General features: G+C 36.1%; 19 protein-coding genes. 7 read left to right on the top strand and 12 right to left on the bottom strand.

Annotated features, from left to right (window positions below; translation table 11 throughout):
- Nucleotides 1-479: 479 nt before the first annotated feature.
- The 4 genes from J690_RS13415 to J690_RS13400 all read right to left on the bottom strand — a co-directional run bounded on the left by J690_RS13415 (nt 480) and on the right by J690_RS13400 (nt 7,177).
- Nucleotides 480-2,198, bottom strand: coding sequence for a fructose-specific PTS transporter subunit EIIC (locus tag J690_RS13415; RefSeq protein ID WP_032036373.1), 1,719 nt, complete (start codon nt 2,196-2,198; stop codon nt 480-482).
- Nucleotides 2,185-3,132 carry a 1-phosphofructokinase gene (gene pfkB, locus J690_RS13410; RefSeq protein WP_032036372.1) on the bottom strand — a complete coding sequence of 316 codons (948 nt, stop codon included), beginning with the start codon at nt 3,130-3,132 and terminating at the stop codon, nt 2,185-2,187. The genes J690_RS13415 and pfkB overlap by 14 nt, the downstream gene beginning before the upstream one ends.
- A gap of 15 nt (nt 3,133-3,147) precedes the next feature.
- Entirely contained in the window at nt 3,148-6,000 is a 2,853-nt protein-coding gene (gene ptsP, locus J690_RS13405) for a phosphoenolpyruvate--protein phosphotransferase (RefSeq protein ID WP_032036371.1), read from the bottom strand.
- A 316-nt stretch (nt 6,001-6,316) separates the two neighbouring features.
- Complete coding sequence (locus J690_RS13400) at nt 6,317-7,177, bottom strand: alpha/beta hydrolase family protein (protein ID WP_032036369.1); 861 nt, start codon at nt 7,175-7,177, stop codon at nt 6,317-6,319.
- Nucleotides 7,178-7,318: 141 nt separating this feature from the next.
- Here J690_RS13400 and J690_RS13395 point away from each other — a divergent pair, with 141 nt between their 5' ends.
- Nucleotides 7,319-7,774, top strand: a complete 456-nt coding sequence (locus tag J690_RS13395; protein WP_032036368.1) for a hypothetical protein — start codon at nt 7,319-7,321, stop codon at nt 7,772-7,774.
- Between the two features lie 25 nt (nt 7,775-7,799).
- Here the strand turns inward: J690_RS13395 and J690_RS0104405 are convergent, their stop codons facing one another.
- The 3 genes from J690_RS0104405 to brnQ form a co-directional block, all read right to left on the bottom strand.
- A complete protein-coding gene (locus tag J690_RS0104405; protein WP_005068965.1) occupies nt 7,800-8,054 on the bottom strand; it encodes a hypothetical protein in 255 nt (84 codons plus the stop codon).
- 259 nt (nt 8,055-8,313) lie between these two features.
- The gene (locus J690_RS13390) at nt 8,314-8,733 is read right to left on the bottom strand and encodes a GlcG/HbpS family heme-binding protein (protein WP_014206963.1); all 420 of its coding nucleotides are present in this window, start codon (nt 8,731-8,733) and stop codon (nt 8,314-8,316) included.
- 189 nt (nt 8,734-8,922) lie between these two features.
- Complete coding sequence (gene brnQ / locus J690_RS13385; protein WP_032036367.1) at nt 8,923-10,224, bottom strand: branched-chain amino acid transport system II carrier protein; 1,302 nt, start codon at nt 10,222-10,224, stop codon at nt 8,923-8,925.
- A gap of 352 nt (nt 10,225-10,576) precedes the next feature.
- Between brnQ and map the strand changes: the two genes are divergently transcribed.
- Nucleotides 10,577-11,371 (top strand): type I methionyl aminopeptidase, encoded by a 795-nt coding sequence (gene map, locus J690_RS13380; protein WP_017400356.1) that lies wholly within the window; start codon nt 10,577-10,579, stop codon nt 11,369-11,371.
- 47 nt (nt 11,372-11,418) lie between these two features.
- Here map and J690_RS13375 read toward each other — a convergent pair whose 3' ends face one another.
- Nucleotides 11,419-12,318, bottom strand: a complete 900-nt coding sequence (locus tag J690_RS13375; RefSeq protein WP_002120927.1) for a LysR family transcriptional regulator — start codon at nt 12,316-12,318, stop codon at nt 11,419-11,421.
- 241 nt (nt 12,319-12,559) lie between these two features.
- On the opposite strand from J690_RS13375, the gene J690_RS13370 reads away from it, so the two are divergent.
- The gene (locus tag J690_RS13370; RefSeq protein WP_032036364.1) at nt 12,560-12,886 is read left to right on the top strand and encodes a hypothetical protein; all 327 of its coding nucleotides are present in this window, start codon (nt 12,560-12,562) and stop codon (nt 12,884-12,886) included.
- Between the two features lie 47 nt (nt 12,887-12,933).
- Here the strand turns inward: J690_RS13370 and grxD are convergent, their stop codons facing one another.
- On the bottom strand, nt 12,934-13,275 hold the full coding sequence (gene grxD, locus J690_RS13365) for a Grx4 family monothiol glutaredoxin (RefSeq protein ID WP_002120913.1): 342 nt from the start codon (nt 13,273-13,275) through the stop codon (nt 12,934-12,936).
- 227 nt (nt 13,276-13,502) lie between these two features.
- Here grxD and J690_RS13360 point away from each other — a divergent pair, with 227 nt between their 5' ends.
- Complete coding sequence (locus J690_RS13360; RefSeq protein WP_032036363.1) at nt 13,503-14,711, top strand: aspartate aminotransferase family protein; 1,209 nt, start codon at nt 13,503-13,505, stop codon at nt 14,709-14,711.
- 56 nt (nt 14,712-14,767) lie between these two features.
- Here the strand turns inward: J690_RS13360 and J690_RS13355 are convergent, their stop codons facing one another.
- The 3 genes from J690_RS13355 to J690_RS13345 form a co-directional block, all read right to left on the bottom strand.
- Entirely contained in the window at nt 14,768-15,199 is a 432-nt protein-coding gene (locus J690_RS13355) for a CBS domain-containing protein (RefSeq protein ID WP_032036362.1), read from the bottom strand.
- Between the two features lie 144 nt (nt 15,200-15,343).
- Entirely contained in the window at nt 15,344-15,718 is a 375-nt protein-coding gene (locus tag J690_RS13350) for a DUF2750 domain-containing protein (protein WP_005802084.1), read from the bottom strand.
- 199 nt (nt 15,719-15,917) lie between these two features.
- Nucleotides 15,918-16,151, bottom strand: a complete 234-nt coding sequence (locus J690_RS13345) for an SEL1-like repeat protein (RefSeq protein ID WP_002121063.1) — start codon at nt 16,149-16,151, stop codon at nt 15,918-15,920.
- A gap of 216 nt (nt 16,152-16,367) precedes the next feature.
- Here J690_RS13345 and J690_RS13340 point away from each other — a divergent pair, with 216 nt between their 5' ends.
- The 3 genes from J690_RS13340 (at nt 16,368) to ftsY (ending at nt 18,386) form a co-directional block, all read left to right on the top strand.
- The gene (locus J690_RS13340) at nt 16,368-16,727 is read left to right on the top strand and encodes a hypothetical protein (RefSeq protein ID WP_002120892.1); all 360 of its coding nucleotides are present in this window, start codon (nt 16,368-16,370) and stop codon (nt 16,725-16,727) included.
- Nucleotides 16,728-16,826: 99 nt separating this feature from the next.
- On the top strand, nt 16,827-17,153 hold the full coding sequence (locus J690_RS13335) for a hypothetical protein (protein WP_002120920.1): 327 nt from the start codon (nt 16,827-16,829) through the stop codon (nt 17,151-17,153).
- 120 nt (nt 17,154-17,273) lie between these two features.
- Nucleotides 17,274-18,386, top strand: a complete 1,113-nt coding sequence (ftsY, locus tag J690_RS13330; RefSeq protein ID WP_032036361.1) for a signal recognition particle-docking protein FtsY — start codon at nt 17,274-17,276, stop codon at nt 18,384-18,386.
- Nucleotide 18,387: the final 1 nt, after the last annotated feature.

Genomic DNA, 18,387 nt, shown 5'->3' with positions numbered 1-18,387 from the left:
TGAACGAGAAAGTTTTTGTCTCTAAAGTCATAACTATGAAAAATTAAGATATTTAAATAAAAAATATTTATATATATCATGACATTGTATTGTTTTGGTGTTGCCGAAATTTACCATACATTTAACATGAAACATCTATTATTTAGTAAAATAAAATTAGATTTCTATATTAAATAACTGATTTTTATTAATAAATTTCAAACATTATTTTAAATACTAAGCTTTTGAAATAGAGGTATTTTTGTCTATAAATTATAATTTCAATAAATTTTATCCATTAAATCTCAAAAGAGCCAACTCTAACCGTAATGCTCGCAGAAGAAGTGCCCACACAGATTATGGCAAGAGCTATTCAGATTAAATGATTTAAGTCTCAGAGAAAGAAAATTAAATATTAAATAGTTTTCAGTTTAAATTTTTATGAGATCAGGCACATATAATTTATAAAAAAAGGGAGAATTTATATTCTCCCTTTTTAATTATACAGTGGTCACAGCTTTTTCTTCTATTTTTTTCTTAACAATCGCATAGCTTATCCCTGTAACAATACTACCAGCAGCAATTGCACCAAGATATAACCAAGCATGATTAATCGCATTGGGAATTAAAAGAACAAATACACCGCCGTGAGGAGTAACCAACTCACAATGGAATAAGGCAACGAGTGCTCCAGTCACAGCTCCACCTAAAATGCAGGTTGGAATAACACGCATTGGGTCTTTAGCTGCAAAAGGAATAGCACCTTCAGAAATAAAACATAAACCTAATACGAAAGCTGCTTTTCCAGCATCTTTCTCTCCTGTACTAAATTTATTTTTAGCAATGAAAGTCGCAATAGCCATACCAATAGCAGGAACCATGCCGCCAGCCATTGTAGCTGCCATAGGCATATACGTGTTTGTTGTCAGCAGTCCAACAGTAAAAGCGTAGGCTGCTTTATTGATTGGTCCACCTAAATCAATACACATCATGCTTGCTAATATAATTCCCATTAACACGGCATTTGTTGTACCCATGTTATTTAAGAAATCTTTCATTAGCTCAAAAATATGTGCTACTGGCTGTCCAACCACATAAAACATAATTAGACCAACAAATAATGTGCCTAATAACGGAATAATTAGAATGGGTTTAAGTGCTTCTAAACTAGTTGGAAGTTTAAGTTTTTTAGCGATAAATAGTGCGATATAGCCTGCAAGAAAACCTGAGACAATACCTCCTAAAAAACCTGCTTGTAACTGAGAAGCAAGTAAGCCGCCAATTAAACCAGGTGCGAGGCCAGGACGATCAGCAATCGAGTAGGCGATATAACCAGATAACATTGGAACCATAAGCATAAATGCAGCGGCACCAATTTGTTTTAATATAGCCGGTAAGCTGCCTGCTTGTTCAGCTGCATTAAGGCCAAAGCATAAAGACAGAGCAATTAAAAGCCCTCCCGCCACCACCATAGGTAACATATAAGAGACACCTGTTAAGAGATGTTTATATACGCCAACTTTTTCGGTTTTATCTTTGTTTTCTGCAGATGTTTGTTGCTTACCTTGTTCTAAAACTTGCGCATTACTGATTGCCTCAGCAAAAGCTTTATCTGTTTGCTTTAGAGCAAAACCTGTACTACATCTATAAACACGCTTACCTACAAAACGGTCTGTATTAACTTCAATGTCAGTCGCAAGAATGACGATGTCCGCATCAGCAATAGTTTGAGGTGATAAAATATTTTTTGCGCCAACGGAACCTTGAGTTTCTACTTCAATGTCATAACCATGTTTTTCTGCGCCTTGCTGTAAAGCTTCGGCGGCCATAAAAGTATGCGCGACACCCGTAGGACACGCAGTGATCGCAACAAATTTTTTAGCTGTAGATGCTGATACGTTATTATCATTTTGCCAGTCTTGAGCAGATTTAAAATGATCTAAAGCAGTTTGAAGAGCTGAATCAGTATCACTTTTGATCTCTTCAATGTTAACGAAAGATAAAGGGTGTGTACCAAAAATATTAAGATTTTTCGGGCGTTGTCCAACAACGATAATTTGGTCAAAGCTTTCATTCACCTCGAATTCATCAAGCGAAATAATGCTGTTTTGATAACCCTGTTGAGACGCGACTTGTGCAAGCTTACGAGCTAAAATCAAAGCATTGACTTGCTGTTGCGGACTATTAATAACAAATAATAAACGTTTAGCAGTTGGCATCAGATTCACTCAATGAATTGATTATAGTTTGGGCTTTTAATTGGTTTAGCTTTTCAGCATTAGGAATACGAAAGCCTATTTGTGTTACAGCGTGGCTTGCAATTGCTGTAGCAATTTTTAATGTTTCTTCGGCAGAGAAGCCACTTAATAAGCCATGAATCATACCTGCTAAAAGAGAGTCACCGGCACCAACTGTACTTTTAACTATCACTTTAGGTGCTGTGGCATGCAGTGGGTGAGTGTCATGTAACCAGTTTACACCGTCTTCACCCATCGAAATAACGACATGTTCAATTTTAGCTAAGTTTGCAAAAAGTTTTTTTTGTTCAGCATAGGTTGTAGCAGGAAGCTGATAACTTTCTACTAACTCATCTGTATTTGGTTTAATCATCCAAGGTTGACATTCAATTGCAGCAACCAACGCTTTACCACTTGTATCAAGTGCAACATTTTTACCTTGCTGTTGAATGAGCTTAATAAGTTGCTGTAACTCATCAACACTAAAACCTTGTGGAAGGCTTCCGGCAATGGCAACCACATCTACCAGAGGCAAAATCATTTTAATTTTTTGGAAGAGGTGCTTCTTATCTAGTTCAGATACGAAAAAACCTTTTCCATTTAAATCCGTCATGCGTCCTGAATGTTCAGCAATTTTTATATTTTGGCGAGTTTCACCTTCAATATAAATAAATTCAGATTGAAATTGAGCTTCTTTAAAATGGTCATCGAAAATCTGTCTATTTATTGCTCCTAGAAAACCAGAAACAACAACTTCATGCCCCAAATCTTTTAAAACTTGAGCAATATTTAAACCTTTGCCTGCCGCATGTATTTCAACAGATTCTTGGCGGTTTACTTCACCTATCTGTAACTCATTGAGTTGTATAGTCACATCAATTGCAGGATTTAAAGTAATTGTTAAAACTTTAGCCATTACTATTCCTAATCTTTACATTTCTTGTTCGGATAACTGACGTACAGCAGTAGCGCTATCACATTCAAGTGCACGCTTAGCAAGCACTTGAGCTTGGCTGTAGTTAAGTGTACGAATTTGGGCTTTAACCAAAGGAATACTATTTGGTGACATACTAAGCTCATCGACCCCTAAGCCCATTAGAATGGGCACAGCTTTTGGATCGGCTGCGAGTTCACCGCATATACCAACCCATTTGCCATACTTATGCGCAGCTTTTACAGTTTGATCAATCAATTGCAAAATACTTGGGTGTAGTCCATCAGCTTCAGCTGAAAGGATAGGGTGTCCACGGTCAATGGCTAATGTATATTGAGTTAAATCATTTGTTCCGATACTGAAAAAGTCCACTTCTTTCGCGAGAATAGGTGCAAGTAAAGCAGCAGAAGGAACTTCAATCATGATACCAACTTGTAAGTTGGTGCATGGATGTACAGCTTTAACTTCATCAAGAATAGCTTTTGCAGCACGCCATTCTTCCACACGGCCAATCATTGGAAACATGATTCGTAAAGGACGATCATCTGCAGCTTTAAGCAAAGCAATAAGTTGTTGACGCAACAGCTCTGGCTGTCTTAGCGTTAAACGGATACCTCTTAGACCTAAAAATGGATTTTCTTCTTCAGCAATTGGAAGGTAAGGGAGTGGTTTGTCACCACCTACATCTAGCGTACGTACTACGAGTGGTCGGCCCGCTAGAGCATCTAAAACAATACGATAATCTGCTTCTTGGGTAGCTTCGCTCGGAGCGCTACTATGCGCCATAAAAACAAGCTCAGTCCTGAGTAGGCCAATGGCTTCAGCGCCACATTCTACCGCATGGGCTGTTGCTTGAACTTTTCCTAAATTGGCAGCAATTTCGATTTGATGTTGATCTAAAGTAATTGCAGGTTCTTGGCTATGACGTTCAGCTTCTTCACGAATTTTTTTCTGAAGCTCTCGTTCTTGTTTTGCTTGTTCGATTTGTTGAGCATTGGGATTTAAGATAAAAGCTCCAGTATCTCCATTAATTAAAAGAGAACTTTTTTGCTCAATATCTAGTACTTGATCACCAGCCCCAACAATTGCAGGGATACCTAAAGCACGAGCAACAATAGCACTATGAGCGCTTGCACCACCTACAGCTGTCAAAATACCTGCTACACGCTCTTTATTAAGTCGGGCTACATCACTTGGTCCTACGTCATACATGATTAGTATATAAGGCTCTTTAGGTTCTTCGATGATAATATCACCGCAGAGTTGAGCCAAAACACGATCACCAATATCACGTAAATCTGTAGCACGCTCAGCTAGTAATCGGTCTGGTAAAGCTGCTTGCTCTTTGGCTGCTGCTTCAATATGTTCATGCCATGCAGCAGGGGCAGAAAGATTTAAGTTAATTTTTTGATAAACACCATTAATCAGATCTGGGTCATCAAGCATTTCCAAATGTGCTTGGAAGATTTGCTTAATCTCAGCCACTTCAGATTTTGCAATAACTTGGTGAATATTGTTTTTAACAGCATGAAGCGCAATATCAAGTTTTTCTTTTTCTATTTTGACACTTAAGCCCATACGTTCATATTGGTAAACCTTTGGCTTAATTACATGTACAGGTCCGAAAGCTAAACCGCTTGAAGCAGCAATTCCTGTATTTGAGCTAAGTGGTTTTGAATGGCTTGGGATTTCACTAGATTGCTCAATTTTAATGTCTGAAGATTGTATAGGTTCAACTTCTTCACCTAAGCCTTGTTGCACTGCCAAAATAACTTTATCTAAAGCTTCAACTGCATCCGTTTCTGGCTCGGCAATAAAACGTAAAGTTTGGCCACGTTTACAACCTAAAGCCAAGAGGCGTGTCAAACTTTTAGCAGAAACAAAATTTCCGTCATCTACTGCGACTTGAATATCACCTTGAAAACTTTTAGTTAAGTTCACTAAATGAGTTGCTGGTCGAGCATGTAATCCATGGGCATTGGCTAATACAACCGAACGGTGAGGCCAATCTGGAATAACATCTGCACCAATGATTTTAGCAATTTCATTTGGTGCTTGTGTTTGGTCTAATTGCGCAACTTGCTCTGGATTAAATAGAATATCAATCAGTCGATTAAATCTCTGACTATCTAATTGCTCATTGGCAGCTATACACACTAGTGTGTTTAATTTTTTTCCGTTTAGCTCTAGAGCATGGCGAGGTTTTACAATGCTGATCGCTGGTTGTTGAACAAACTTACTACTTGAAATAGACCAGATCTGATCTTGTAGTTGAATAACTTGATCAGTGTCAAGTGAACTTAGAAAACCGCACTTTACGAAATTGTGCTTTTTTAGAATCTGAGATGCAGACCAAAACAAATCTTCAATATCTTGAGATTCAATTTCAGTTTGAATTAAATTTTCATGCAAAGTTAAAGATAATGGTTGAGCTTGTAAGATTTCAATAATTTGTTCAGGTTGTTTAGCATTTTTTACCTGTTCACTTACATCATGCATTAAAGCTCGAGTTAATATTTGTAGAACTTGTAAATGTTCATCAGATTTTGCTGCAATAACAACAGCTAAATAAATTCTGTTTTCACCATCCCATATAATTCCTTCTGGAAAGTGAGCTAAACGGATACCTGTTTTTAGAATAAATTCGCGAGATTGGGGTGTACCGTGGGGAATAGCAATGCCTTGACCTAAATAGGTGGCACTTTGTTGTTCCCGATTGATGAGTCCTGTAATGTAGTCAGGTGTAACTAACCCATCTTTTACCAATATATCTACTAGACACTGTAATGCATGCTTTTTATCAACAGCATGTTGATTCATATGAATATGTCGAGGCTCTAGTGCTAGCATACTTATCCTTGAACAATTTCTTTGGTTTAGCTAAACAGAAAAAAAGAAGCTGTTTGTATTAAAAATAGGTTAGTTTAACCGTTTTTAAACAACAGCTTCGTATAAATAACGATAGCAGAACTTTAAAGCTATATCGACGTATTTACGTAAAAAATGCTTGTTTTTAATACAAAGGAATGGGTGATTAATATATTTTAATTTCTTATGATAATTATCAGGTTAATAAAGTAACTTTATAAAAGAAGTGGGTATTAATATTAAAAAAAACCTCTATACCGGATTACGGGTATAGAGGCAAAAGTAAAAGATCAATAGATTAGTGTTGGATTTCCTGTTCTAGGAGTGACCATAAGTTTTGATGTGATTTTTTAAACATTAGCATGTGCCCAATTGATTTATGCCCAAGTTTCATGGGATTTAGCTCTAGCATTTTTGTAGGTGCATTAGGATAAAGTTTTAATAAATCTTCAACGTTACGCTCGGTTGCAATTTCATCGTCACTTGCCCAAATTGAAGTAATAGGGCAGATAATTTCACTATGAAAATCATGATGGACTGTTTTACCTATAGCATTTTTCACATAGCCTGAATGGCTGCAAAATTCTCGCCACTGTTGGGCGACTTTTTTAGGTAAGTTTTCTCCCATTCCAATAAATTGAGTAGCACCATAACCTTTAAAAGCACTAGAAATTGGAAAGATGACATTGAACATTACCGGTGCTAAAAACTTGGTTTTACCTTTAAGACCTTTTACATGGCCAGTGGAACCTGCGACCGCAATAACTTTTGCTACTTTATGAAAATTAGGAACAATTCCTAATAACTGACCACCAGCACTGTGGCCCAGAAGGGTAACTTGTTCTGCTTTAGTTTTTTCTAATAACGTATCAATTGCGCAAGGAATATCGAGAACTCCCCAATCATTAATACTTGCTGTATTTTGCTTCAAAGATCCGTGTAAAGAGCCTCCAATTCCACGGAAATCAAAGCTTAATACGTCATATCCTTGTTCGCTTAACCATGTAGCAAAAGAATGATAGAAGTTTTTAGTAATACCTGTTGCTGGACAGATCAATACGGGATTTGCTGATTTTGGGGATTGAGCTGGATAAAAATGTGCAGCAAGTTGATAACCATCTTTACAGGTCATCCAAAATGATTCAAAAGTGTTATCCATAATATTTCGTAGTGATTGGTTTATTGATATCTTTAATTTACACGAGTTCCGAAATGAAACTTGGTTAAAATGTGACTATAAAGTCAATATTTATGTTATATAGCTCATTAAATTTGAATAAAACAAATAATTGGAAAAAAGATGGATTTACCAAAAGCTGTACAGCTCGCAATTGTGTTTAGTGGCATATTTTTATGGATAGGAATGTTAACTGGGGTATGGAAATATTGGCAAATACGCCGTTCAGAATTAAGTCGTGCTCATTATTATGTGGATATCGCTCATCGAAGTAGTTTGTTATATGCAGCTGCTAGCTTAATTCTAGCTGTATTAAGTTGTTTTACTGTTTTAAATGAAAATATTACTTTATGGTGTGTGTTCGCAAATATTCTATTTTTTAGTTTTTCAATTCTGGTTTATATCATACATGGCTATTTACAGGACACAACAAATCAATTCAAACGTCCTCACAAGCTAGGTCGTTTTAGCTTACCTTCATGGATGATGACTTTAATGATGGTGGGATTAATTTTGACTGAATTAGTAGCTACAGCCATTTTAGTTATCGGAACAATTTTTTTATTTTTGGATGTATAAAAATGGATGATTGCTCATCCATTTTTTAAGTATTCGAGTTTTGTTGACTAAGACGTCTTTTAGCTAGTTTTCGCATCTTATGGTCGACAAAGGCCCACACACAAAATATGAAAGAAACAACCATCGCATACATAAAGTATTCGGGTTTCAGATTTCCTTTAATCATACCTTGAAACAGTAAAGTCAGCATAAGAGCAAGCGGTGTTACTCCATAAACAACTGAATCTTTGCTGTTCAGAGTGTTAATGAAGACTTGTTTGTTGAAATGTAATGATAACATCTCCATCCCTCCTTGTGGTTGCGCTAAAACCGAATGTTTTAGTCAAGAATAAGTTTAATGTTGTACTTCTATTTTTAATTCAATTCAATAGTGAATAGAAAATTTTTTGAACAGTTTTATAAAAAACTCTATGTTTATAAAAGGTTAAGGTATTAAAAAAGTAAATATTAAATATTTTTGTATAAAATACTTAATGTTTTAGAAAAGAGAAAATATTTTAATGAAAAGTGTAATAATTTCTCTTTTCTATCATTTCAGGTTAGCTGTTTTGTTTTTTTAAAAATGTATCAATCGCATGTTGAGCAATTTCTGCATCTTCAAAAGATTGAACACCAGAAACGCCAATCGCCCCTAAAATTTGCCCGTCATAAATAATCGGTTTTCCACCTTCTAACATTCCTTGAGCACTAGGCATACTTAAAAAACCTAAGCGTCCACTTTGTAGAAGTTCTTCATAGAATTTTGAAGGTCTACCTGATATTGAAGAGCATTTTGCTTTTTCTAAGCATAAATGTGAGGATAAAGGTGAAGCACCATCTAAACGTTTCATCAACAATAGAGAACTTGTTTCATCAACAATAGCGATACTGACTTTAAAGTTGTGTTCAATTGCATATTTTTGAGCTTCTTCCATTAAAAACTCTGCATCTGCTTGTGTTAGGTAATATTTACTTTTCATTGTTGCTCTTCTTTCCTAGTAAGCTAAAAATTATTTTAGTGTAATTTTACAGTAAAAACTGATTATATCTATAGTTGATTTGTCATTGAAAGTAGTGTGGAAATAAAATGCCAGTTGGGTAAACTCAGCATTTTATTCAATATATAAAATCATGTTTGGGTAAAACTCGATTTCAAAAGAGACACTAGATTAAATGTTTTTAAATTTAACTTTGTCGATAATTACGGTAATTGCTAGAACAACTAAAGATGGGATCAACCAAGCTAAGTTTTGTTCATTTAAAGGTAAATGTTGAAGAAATGGAGGTAAATAATCACCAAAACCAGCAACTTTAATACCGTCAATAATACCGAAAATTAAAGCAATACTTGTTACTGAACCGACAATAAAAGAGGGTTTGTGCCAAAATTTCCAAAAGAAGCTCAGCATAATCACAACAATGGCTGGTGGATAAATTGCACTTAAAACAGGTACTGATACGGCAATAAGTTTGGTTAATCCAAGATTAGAAATAATGAAAGAGAAACCAACTAAAATGAATACTAAAAGTTTGTAAGGTAATTTAGTTAACTGAGCAAAATACTCACCGCAAGCACAAGTTAAGCCAATCGCTGTCACCATACATGCTAAGAAAATGAGGCCAGTTAAGAATAATGAACCCATATTGCCAAAAGCATGTTGAACATATGCATGTAAAATTACTGCACCATTTGCTGCATTTGGTGCTACTTCATGACTACCTACACCTAATTTGAATAAGCTTAAATAGACTAAAGTAAGACCTGCACCAGAAATAAGACTGGCAATAATCGCATACTTAGTGACTAATTTTTTATCGGTAACACCACGCGAATAAATCGCTTGAATAATTACGATACCGAATACTAATGCGCCTAAAGTATCCATAGTGAGATAACCGTTTACGAAACCTTCCGAAACTGGAGATTCAACGTAATGGTTGATTGGAGCAGGGACGTAACCCGCTGGAATCATAACTGCTGCAATGCCTAAAATTGCTAAAGCAATAATTTTTAGCGGAGCAAGCACATGACCCACTGTATCTAATAACTTGTTTGGATAAAGTGAAACTACAGTTACAAATGAAAAATAAATTGCGCTGTAAATTAAAAGGCTACTACTTGATGTTCCAAAATAAGATGAAAAACCAATTTCATAAGAAACAGTAGCTGTACGTGGAGTAGCAAATAAAGGGCCTACTGATAAATAACAAACAACGGTTAAAATCAGACTTGCTACTCGACCAAGAGGAGAGCTAATAATTTCAATGGAACCCTGCATACGAGAGAGTGCCATGATGGTAATTACAGGTAGACCAACTGCAGTAATCAAAAAGCCTATAGCGGCTAGCCATACATGATCACCGGCTTGTTGAGCGACAATGGGAGGAAAGATAATATTGCCAGCTCCAATAAAAAGAGCAAAGGTCATAAAACCTAGGGCAATAATATCTCCAGTACGAAGATGTTGCATAAATTAAAATTAATAAAAAAGAAGGAATTTTAGAGCAAAAGAGATCATGATCAAGCGGTATTTTATGTGAAAAAGATTTTTTTCAGAGCATAAAAAACTTTAATAGATATTAAAAATATCAACTGGTTAAGGTATGTATTTGAAAAACCATTGAAAGAAATTAGGAAATCATTTTTTATCTCTGACTTTTTAAAGAAATTATGCAAAAATAAAAGTATGAATTTCTATTATGAATGTTGAATATTTGGGCATTTAATGCTTCCAGCCTATCCTATATCCGTTCTAGAATATTCTAAATTAACTTACATTTTTGTAGGCGTGGTAAAAGCAGTGCCTACGAGGATAAAACTGAATGAGAGCTTCTACTGTTACAATAAAAACTGAACAAGATCTGGAAAAGTTAAGAATTTCTGGACGCTTGGCTGCACAAGTTTTAGAAATGATAGGGGCATATATTAAACCGGGTGTATCTACTGAATATTTAGATAACCTGTGTAATGACTATATTGTAAATACTTTAAAAGTTATTCCTGCGAATGTGGGATATCATGGTTTTACTAAAACAATATGTACATCAGTAAATGAAGTAGTTTGCCATGGAATTCCGTCACCGAATAAGATTTTAAAAGATGGCGATATTATTAATATTGATGTCGCGATTATTAAAGATGGCTATTTTGGTGATACGAGCCGCATGTATTTTGTAGGTGATGTAAACCCGCAAGCAAAAAAACTTGTTGATACAACTTATGAAGCGATGGTTGCTGGGATTCATGCTGTTAAGCCAGGAGCTACACTAGGCGATATTGGTTATGCTATTCAGTCAGTTGCTCATCGAGAAGGGTATAGCATTGTTCGAGAGTATTGTGGTCATGGGATTGGTAAGGTTTATCATGAACAACCCAATGTTTTACATTATGGACAGCGTGGCCAAGGCTTAGTATTAAAAAAAGGTATGGTCTTTACGATTGAACCGATGATTAATGCGGGTAGACCACAGGTTAAAGAATTAAATGACGGATGGACAGTTATTACTCAAGATCTTTCGTTATCTGCGCAATGGGAACATATGGTTGCTGTAACTGACACTGGCTTTGAACTCTTAACACCTTGGCCTGAAGGTGTAGGAAACTATCCTGCAATTTAAAAATAAAAAAGTTCGATAATTATCGAACTTTTTTATTTTAATTCATTTTAATGCTCAGAAAGATGTTCTACCAAATAATCAATAAATACTCGTACAGCAGGTAATAACCCTCGGCGTGATGGATATACGGCATGTAATATACCGTGAGGAGCTTTCCATTCCGGTAAAATTTGTACAAGCTGTCCAGATTTTAGAAAATCTTCTGCTGCGCTCTCAGGTAGTAAAGCGATCCCACAGTTTTGACTCGCTAATTGCGCCAACATATGGATATTTGTACCCATTACGATAGGGCTGACTTTGATTTTCTTTTGCTGATTGTCTGGACCATGCAAAAGGAATTGTTGATCAAGATGCTCTTCTGACAAACTTAAAATGCGATGCTCACTAAGTTGTTCTGGATTTTTTATATCTCCAAATTCATTTAGATATGCTTGACTTGCAAATAGACTCTGTTCAATAAGTGCAAACTGTCTAAGAACTAAACTTGGATCATCATCTAGTTTTGAGCGAACACGTAAAGCAATATCAATTCCTTCATTAATGACATCTACTCGACGATTGCTGACCATAAGTTGCAAACGAATTTCTGGATATTTTTTTAAGAAAGCAGGCAAAATTTTAGGCAGTTGATTTTGAGCAATATCAACAGGAACACTAACCTTTACCACACCTCTAGGTTGAATGCTTAAATGATCAACCAAATCATGAGCAGCCTGTGCAGCATTCATCATGACTTGAGCATGTCTATAAATATCCATCCCAATATCTGTAACCGCAAAATGACGAGAGCTGCGTTGAATCAGGCGAACGCCTAAGTTTTCTTCTAGGCTATATACGCGACGACTTAGTTTTGATTTTGGTATATCCGTTACACGCTCAGCGGCACTAAAACCACCATGCTCAACGACGAGAGCAAAACAATAAAAATCATCAAGATCAGTGAGCATTAAAATATCCTATTTCTGCAACAACCATGATTTTACATTATTATTTTTGCAACGATAATTTTTAAACTAAATTTTTTGTAATTAAAACATATACTAAGATATTTCTTCAGCTGAGAATTTGAAATTATATTGTCATTACAATGTAATTTTATTGTGTGTTTTTTGATGAGTGGTTCTAGCCTTTTCTAGAACTTTCAATTAATTTCTTTTACACTACAATTTTCTATTCTTTTCAAATCTAATGCACTATCAATTAATTGAACTTAACGATGCTTCTGCGAATATTGAATGTCCATTTTGCAAACAAGCAATAATTGACTGGGCGCAAGAACAATATATTCAGCCATGTGAACATACTTTATTTATTGCTATGGATTTGTTGGGGTTTGAATTTATTGCTGATCGATTTGAAGAGTGTATGGATCAAAATGTGGATGAGTTGCACGAAGATCCGAATATGAATATTTTTGAAGCTCTCACGACAACAACATATGAAAATCTAATTATTTTAAAATCTGATTTAGGTGTGGAAAATTTATTTCGCTATGTCGGGGTAAGTGATCGTTAAAATTGAGAGTATAAAAAAGCCAATCTATTGATTGGCTTTTTTATTATTTACGCTTCTGGCGCTGCACTGTATTGTTCAACTAATGGTTTTAATTCGCCATTTTGGAACATTTCAAGCATGATATCGCTACCGCCAATAAGTTCGCCATTTACCCAAAGTTGCGGGAAAGTAGGCCAGTTCGCAATTTTTGGTAATGTTGCACGAATATCAGGGTTTTCCAAAATATTTACATATGCAAATGGACGACCAATTTGACTGAGCGCTTCTACAGCACGTGCAGAGAAACCACATTGTGGAAACTGCGGAGTGCCTTTCATGTAAAGTAAAACGGGATGCTTCGCAATTTGATCGCGGATTAACGCTTCAGTATCACGTGCTTGTTCAGTCATAAAGAGATCCTCAACTAATCTAGCAGCATTATAGGGGGTGTTTACATCGCTTTGCAAACCACCTGATTACTTAAAGTTGCATTGAATATTCAATATTTTATTGTATAAACCGAAGCGATAGCAAAAAGCGGACGAAATTTTAGATAAATGAGTGATGAGACTTTTCATCAGAGCCAGTTTTTGCTTATATAAACCCTTCTTAAAACCTCATACAGACAGAGTTCGTTATGAATGATATTACCCTAGCTCCAATACAACCTGATCAACCATCACATTTAATGGCTACTTATGGTCGCCAAGCGATCAGTTTTGTACGAGGCCGAGGGGCATATCTATATACCGAAGATGGTACAGAGTATTTAGATGCTTTAACCGGTATTGCTGTATGTGGTTTAGGTCATGCGCATCCAGTCATCGCAGAAGCAATTGCTGAACAAGCTGCAACACTTGTGCATACAAGTAACTTATTTGAGATTCCTTGGCAAACGGCTGCTGCTCAGAAGCTTGCTGAAGTTTCAGGGATGGAAGAGATCTTCTTTTCAAACAGTGGTGCTGAGTCAAATGAAGGCGCCATTAAAATTGCTCGTAAATTTGGTACTCAACAAGGTATAAGTTCACCAAAGATAATTGTGGCAGAGCAATCATTTCATGGTCGTACTTTAGCAACACTTTCAGCTACTGGTAATAAGAAAGTACAAGATGGTTTTGCTCCTTTAACCAATGATTTTATTCGTGTGCCATTTGGTGATGTAGAAGCAATTCAAGAAGCTGCTTTGCAGCACCCAGATATTGTTGCGATTTTGATTGAACCTATTCAAGGTGAGGGTGGTATTAATACAGCACCCCAAGGCTTTAGCTATCTTGAAGAAGTCCGCACCATATGTAATCAACATAACTGGCTAATGATGCTAGATGAAATTCAAACAGGTAACGGCCGTACCGGTAAGTATTTTGCTTATCAGCATACAAACATTGTGCCTGATGTTTTGACGACTGCGAAAGGACTTGGTAATGGCTTTCCAGTAGGCGCGGTAATGACCCAAGGTAAAGCTGTTGGCTTATTAGGACCTGGTAGTCACGGTTCTACTTACGGTGGCACAGTGCTAGGTTCTCGTGTGGTTTATACAGTAATTGATACAATCCAAAAAGAGAATGCTGTAGAAAACGCGGCAGTTGTTGGTGGTTATATTGTTGATCAATTACGTGCGCAATTGGCACATAAAGATGTGCAAGTACGTGGCTTTGGTATGATGATTGGTATTCAATTGCCTAGAGACTGCGCTGAGCTCGTTGCAATAGCTCGAGATCAACATAAACTTATTATTAATGTTACAGCTGGTTCAGTAGTGCGTTTATTGCCACCAATTAACATGACTCAAGCACAGGCTGATGACTTGCTAGAGCGTTTAGTTGCTTTAATTAATAACTATCTTTAAGTTTTTACATCAATAAAAAATGGGCATATAAATGCCCATTTTTTTATATGAAATAATTAACCAGAGATGTACTGTTTTAATTGTTCAATGAGATTTTTCTGATCTTCCATCGCAGCTTTTACTAAGTCGCCAATAGAGATAAAACCAACTAGTTTTTCATTGTCTAATACAGGTAAGTGGCGTAAGTGACGATCTGTCATAAGCTGTAAGCACTCTTCAACTGTATTGTTTAGGCTTACTGTAAGTACTTTAGATGTCATAATTTCAGCAACTGTAGTGCTATATGATGAACGTTCCATAAGCGTTACTTTTCGTGTGTAGTCACGTTCAGATAAAATTCCGACAACTTTTTCGCCCTCAGATACGACGAGCGCACCAATTCCTTTATCCGCCATAATCTTAATTGCTTCAAGGACAGTGGCTTCTGGAGAAATTGTAAAAATATCTTGCTCTGCTTTGTTCTTGATTACTTGTGCAACGATTGTCATTTCTTCTGTCCTGTGTTTTATCATTTTGTTTTAAATTAGCTTGATTTTATAAAAATGCAAAGACTGGATAGTCATTCAAATACAAGTTTTACATTCAAGCGTTCAAAAAGCATTCTAATAGAGATTAAGAACCTAAAGAAAAGTTTACGCTCCTTGCCAATTCGGATGTTTGAAAAAGAAATGTTGCATTTGCTGAGTAGATAACTTTAATTTTCTATGAGATGAATTAAACAAAGCAGGAGTAACGTTGAGTCGTGTTAAAGTTGGTAGTAAAGACTCATGGAAATCTTTAGGTGTAATTCTTCTTGGTTTGTAATGTGGCCAATGCTCTTTTGCGTAGCGATGTGCCTGCAAACCATTAAGCCAAAAAGGAAAAATAAAGTCTTCCTGATCTGATTTAATTGCCCATCCTTGATGAAATAATCCCCAAAGAACCCCGCAATACATCATGGTTCTTAAAATATAAATCTTAATCATCAAGTCTCTTGAAACCGGTTGTAGATTACTTAAACTTTTCATTGTGAATTTAAAGGTTCTAACTTGTCTTGCTTATTATAAAAAAATCAGATGACATTTCAGTTTAAACAGGTATCAAATCGTAAACAAATATTCCAGCTATGAAATCACGTTCCTTTATTTCAAGTGTCTAAAGTTTTTAAATGAATTGATAAATTTGGGTTTTTATGGGCATAAAAAACGCCACCTAAGTGACGTTTCTTTATGCTTGCATTGTGGCTAACTTTTGCCAATATTGTGCTTTAAGTGAGTCACGTTCAACACGGAAACCTTGATAATACAATTCAGCTAAAAACAGAGCAGCTTTACCGTGCCCAGCGCGAGCAACTTCTTCTAACTGTGCAACTGCATCCTGAAAATTCATTTGAGAGTGAATTGTGTTTACTGCAGTTGCGTACACATGTTCTAAATCATGATGAGAGATACGTTGAATCATAGAAAACTCCTTATTGTAATTATGATTACTTTTTCTAAAGGCCACTGCCTTTAAATTAATTTAACTTAGAATTATTAAACTAATATTACAAATTAATGGATTTGTCAACTATTGGTGCATACCAGTTAATTCACTATTAGGATACATGATTAAACATTATTCACAAATAATTTTGAGTAAAATCAATATGAGAATAAAAGACAAGGAGAATAAAATATGACAAATACTATCGATGGCTTTGTTTTTGATACTCCACCTAGAGAGGAACAAATCATAGAACTAGCCCATTATCATCGTAAGCTATTAGACGAAGCGATCTTTCATCAAGAGATCCATTTAGGGGATTATTGTCTTGCTCAGCGCAAAAGGGTATTTGACTTTGCACGGCATTTAGAACCTGCACAAAAAAACTGGTTTTATCAAGTTTATGACGGTGAACTGAGAAAAATTGCCGACGAAGACGAACTGCATCCAGCCGATGCTGAAGAAGGTTTAAGTATTTTTGCGATGTTTTTAGTCTTGGTGATTATTGCAGCAATTTTATACTTTTCCGTCATTCGTTCACTAATAAGCTAAGTATTATTATCCAGTAAGGTACGATTCTTGGCCTTACTGGATGTTTGATCTTGTGCTTATGAGTATTGAACCCTACACTACACTAATTCGAGGTAGGTCATGCTCATATTCAAACAAAATTTTCTTAAATTAAAGTCTGAGTTAAAAGTTGATCAATGTTTTAACCTATTTGTGGTTATTGTCATTGGCTGTATTTTTGTGCTGTCATATTTAGCATTACTTCGGCCTATTAGTCCGGAACAATATCAACGAATTATACAACTCTCTCATCAGGCCACTTATCCTAAAACTCAGGATATGGCTGAGCTGTTAATAGCTCAATCAGAAATTCATAGAGCAGAGTATTTAAAGTTAATGCATGCATATCAATTTGAAGGTGCTCATATTAGACAATATCCAGCACTTGCTCAGGAAGATACTCAGTAAATGGGTTAATCAGGCTAAATCTTGGTTTCCAAAGCTTTTTGAGCACTATTGTGGCAGGCAAAATTTTGAATTTATGCTAAACTTTATCTTTTTAAACGCGCTGCTTTTCAAGGAATCCGCATGGAGCAACAATCGAATATGCAAAATAAATTCTTGATAGATGCTGAGATCGGTGATGACGATGTCACATTACCTAATTTACCTGCTATCGATGTTCCCATCGTTGAATCTCTTGCTAAATCACAAGAAAATATTGAAGTAGCCAAAGACGAAGTGGCTTCTACAGAAACACCGGTTGAACAACCAAAAACTGGTTTTTTTGGCCGGATGAAAGAAGGCTTAACCAAAACTCGTCGTAATTTCGCTGATGGTATGGTCAATATCTTGATTGGCGGAAAGGAAATTGACGATGAGTTACTTGAAGAAGTCGAAGAGCAATTATTGGTTGCAGACATTGGTGTTGAAGCAACAAAAACCATCATTACCAATTTAACAGAGCGTACAGCTCGTGGTGATTTGATCTATTCCCACTCTTTATATAAAGCGTTACAAGAAGAGTTGGTTGCTTTGTTGGCTCCACGTGTTAAGCCATTACATATTGACCCTAATAAATCACCTTATGTGATTTTGATGGTTGGGGTAAATGGAGTGGGTAAAACTACAACAATTGGTAAGTTGGCGAAACGTTTACAAGGTGAAGGTAAAAAAGTGATGTTGGCTGCTGGTGATACATTCCGCGCCGCAGCAACTGAGCAATTGCAGATCTGGGGTGAACGTAACGATATCTCTGTAGTAGCGCAAGGTCATGGAGCTGATAGTGCTTCTGTTATTTTTGATGCCTTTGAAAGTGCTCGTGCTAAAGGAATTGACGTATTAATTGCGGATACGGCAGGGCGTTTACATAATAAGAGTAACTTGATGGAAGAGCTCAAAAAAGTTAAACGTGTTATGCAAAAAATTGACGCAACTGCACCTCATGAGATTATGTTGGTAGTAGATGCGGGAACAGGTCAAAACGCGATCAACCAAGTACAAGAGTTTGATCAAGCTGTAGGTTTAACGGGTATTACCATTACCAAGTTGGATGGAACAGCTAAAGGTGGTGTACTCTTTAATATTGCAAGTCGCACCCATGTGCCAATTCGTTTTATTGGTGTAGGTGAAAAAATTGATGATTTAAGACCATTCTCGGCTAAATCTTTTGTTGCTGCGCTGTTTGAAACTGATAAGTAAA

The sequence above is a fragment of the Acinetobacter sp. 742879 genome (assembly GCF_000588535.1).
Classification (GTDB): Bacteria; Pseudomonadota; Gammaproteobacteria; order Pseudomonadales; family Moraxellaceae; genus Acinetobacter; species Acinetobacter pittii.
The sequence above is the reverse complement of the archived record's forward strand: the minus strand, read 5'-3'. Positions and strand labels throughout refer to the sequence as shown.

Excerpts from the sequence above, each read along its gene's own strand:
- J690_RS13400 (WP_032036369.1), bottom strand. The coding sequence starts at position 7,177 with ATGGATAACACTTTTGAATCATTTTGGATGACCTGTAAAGATGGTTAT.
- J690_RS13390 (WP_014206963.1), bottom strand. The coding sequence starts at position 8,733 with ATGAAAAGTAAATATTACCTAACACAAGCAGATGCAGAGTTTTTAATG.
- J690_RS13345 (WP_002121063.1), bottom strand. The coding sequence starts at position 16,151 with ATGATTCAACGTATCTCTCATCATGATTTAGAACATGTGTACGCAACT.
- brnQ (WP_032036367.1), bottom strand. The coding sequence starts at position 10,224 with ATGCAACATCTTCGTACTGGAGATATTATTGCCCTAGGTTTTATGACC.
- ftsY (WP_032036361.1), top strand. The coding sequence starts at position 17,274 with ATGGAGCAACAATCGAATATGCAAAATAAATTCTTGATAGATGCTGAG.
- map (WP_017400356.1), top strand. The coding sequence starts at position 10,577 with ATGAGAGCTTCTACTGTTACAATAAAAACTGAACAAGATCTGGAAAAG.
- ptsP (WP_032036371.1), bottom strand. The coding sequence starts at position 6,000 with ATGCTAGCACTAGAGCCTCGACATATTCATATGAATCAACATGCTGTT.
- J690_RS13375 (WP_002120927.1), bottom strand. The coding sequence starts at position 12,318 with ATGCTCACTGATCTTGATGATTTTTATTGTTTTGCTCTCGTCGTTGAG.
- grxD (WP_002120913.1), bottom strand. The coding sequence starts at position 13,275 with ATGACTGAACAAGCACGTGATACTGAAGCGTTAATCCGCGATCAAATT.
- J690_RS13355 (WP_032036362.1), bottom strand. The coding sequence starts at position 15,199 with ATGACAATCGTTGCACAAGTAATCAAGAACAAAGCAGAGCAAGATATT.
- J690_RS13360 (WP_032036363.1), top strand. The coding sequence starts at position 13,503 with ATGAATGATATTACCCTAGCTCCAATACAACCTGATCAACCATCACAT.
- J690_RS13415 (WP_032036373.1), bottom strand. The coding sequence starts at position 2,198 with ATGCCAACTGCTAAACGTTTATTATTTGTTATTAATAGTCCGCAACAG.
- J690_RS13370 (WP_032036364.1), top strand. The coding sequence starts at position 12,560 with ATGCACTATCAATTAATTGAACTTAACGATGCTTCTGCGAATATTGAA.
- pfkB (WP_032036372.1), bottom strand. The coding sequence starts at position 3,132 with ATGGCTAAAGTTTTAACAATTACTTTAAATCCTGCAATTGATGTGACT.
- J690_RS13395 (WP_032036368.1), top strand. The coding sequence starts at position 7,319 with ATGGATTTACCAAAAGCTGTACAGCTCGCAATTGTGTTTAGTGGCATA.
- J690_RS13340 (WP_002120892.1), top strand. The coding sequence starts at position 16,368 with ATGACAAATACTATCGATGGCTTTGTTTTTGATACTCCACCTAGAGAG.
- J690_RS13350 (WP_005802084.1), bottom strand. The coding sequence starts at position 15,718 with ATGAAAAGTTTAAGTAATCTACAACCGGTTTCAAGAGACTTGATGATT.
- J690_RS0104405 (WP_005068965.1), bottom strand. The coding sequence starts at position 8,054 with ATGTTATCATTACATTTCAACAAACAAGTCTTCATTAACACTCTGAAC.
- J690_RS13335 (WP_002120920.1), top strand. The coding sequence starts at position 16,827 with ATGCTCATATTCAAACAAAATTTTCTTAAATTAAAGTCTGAGTTAAAA.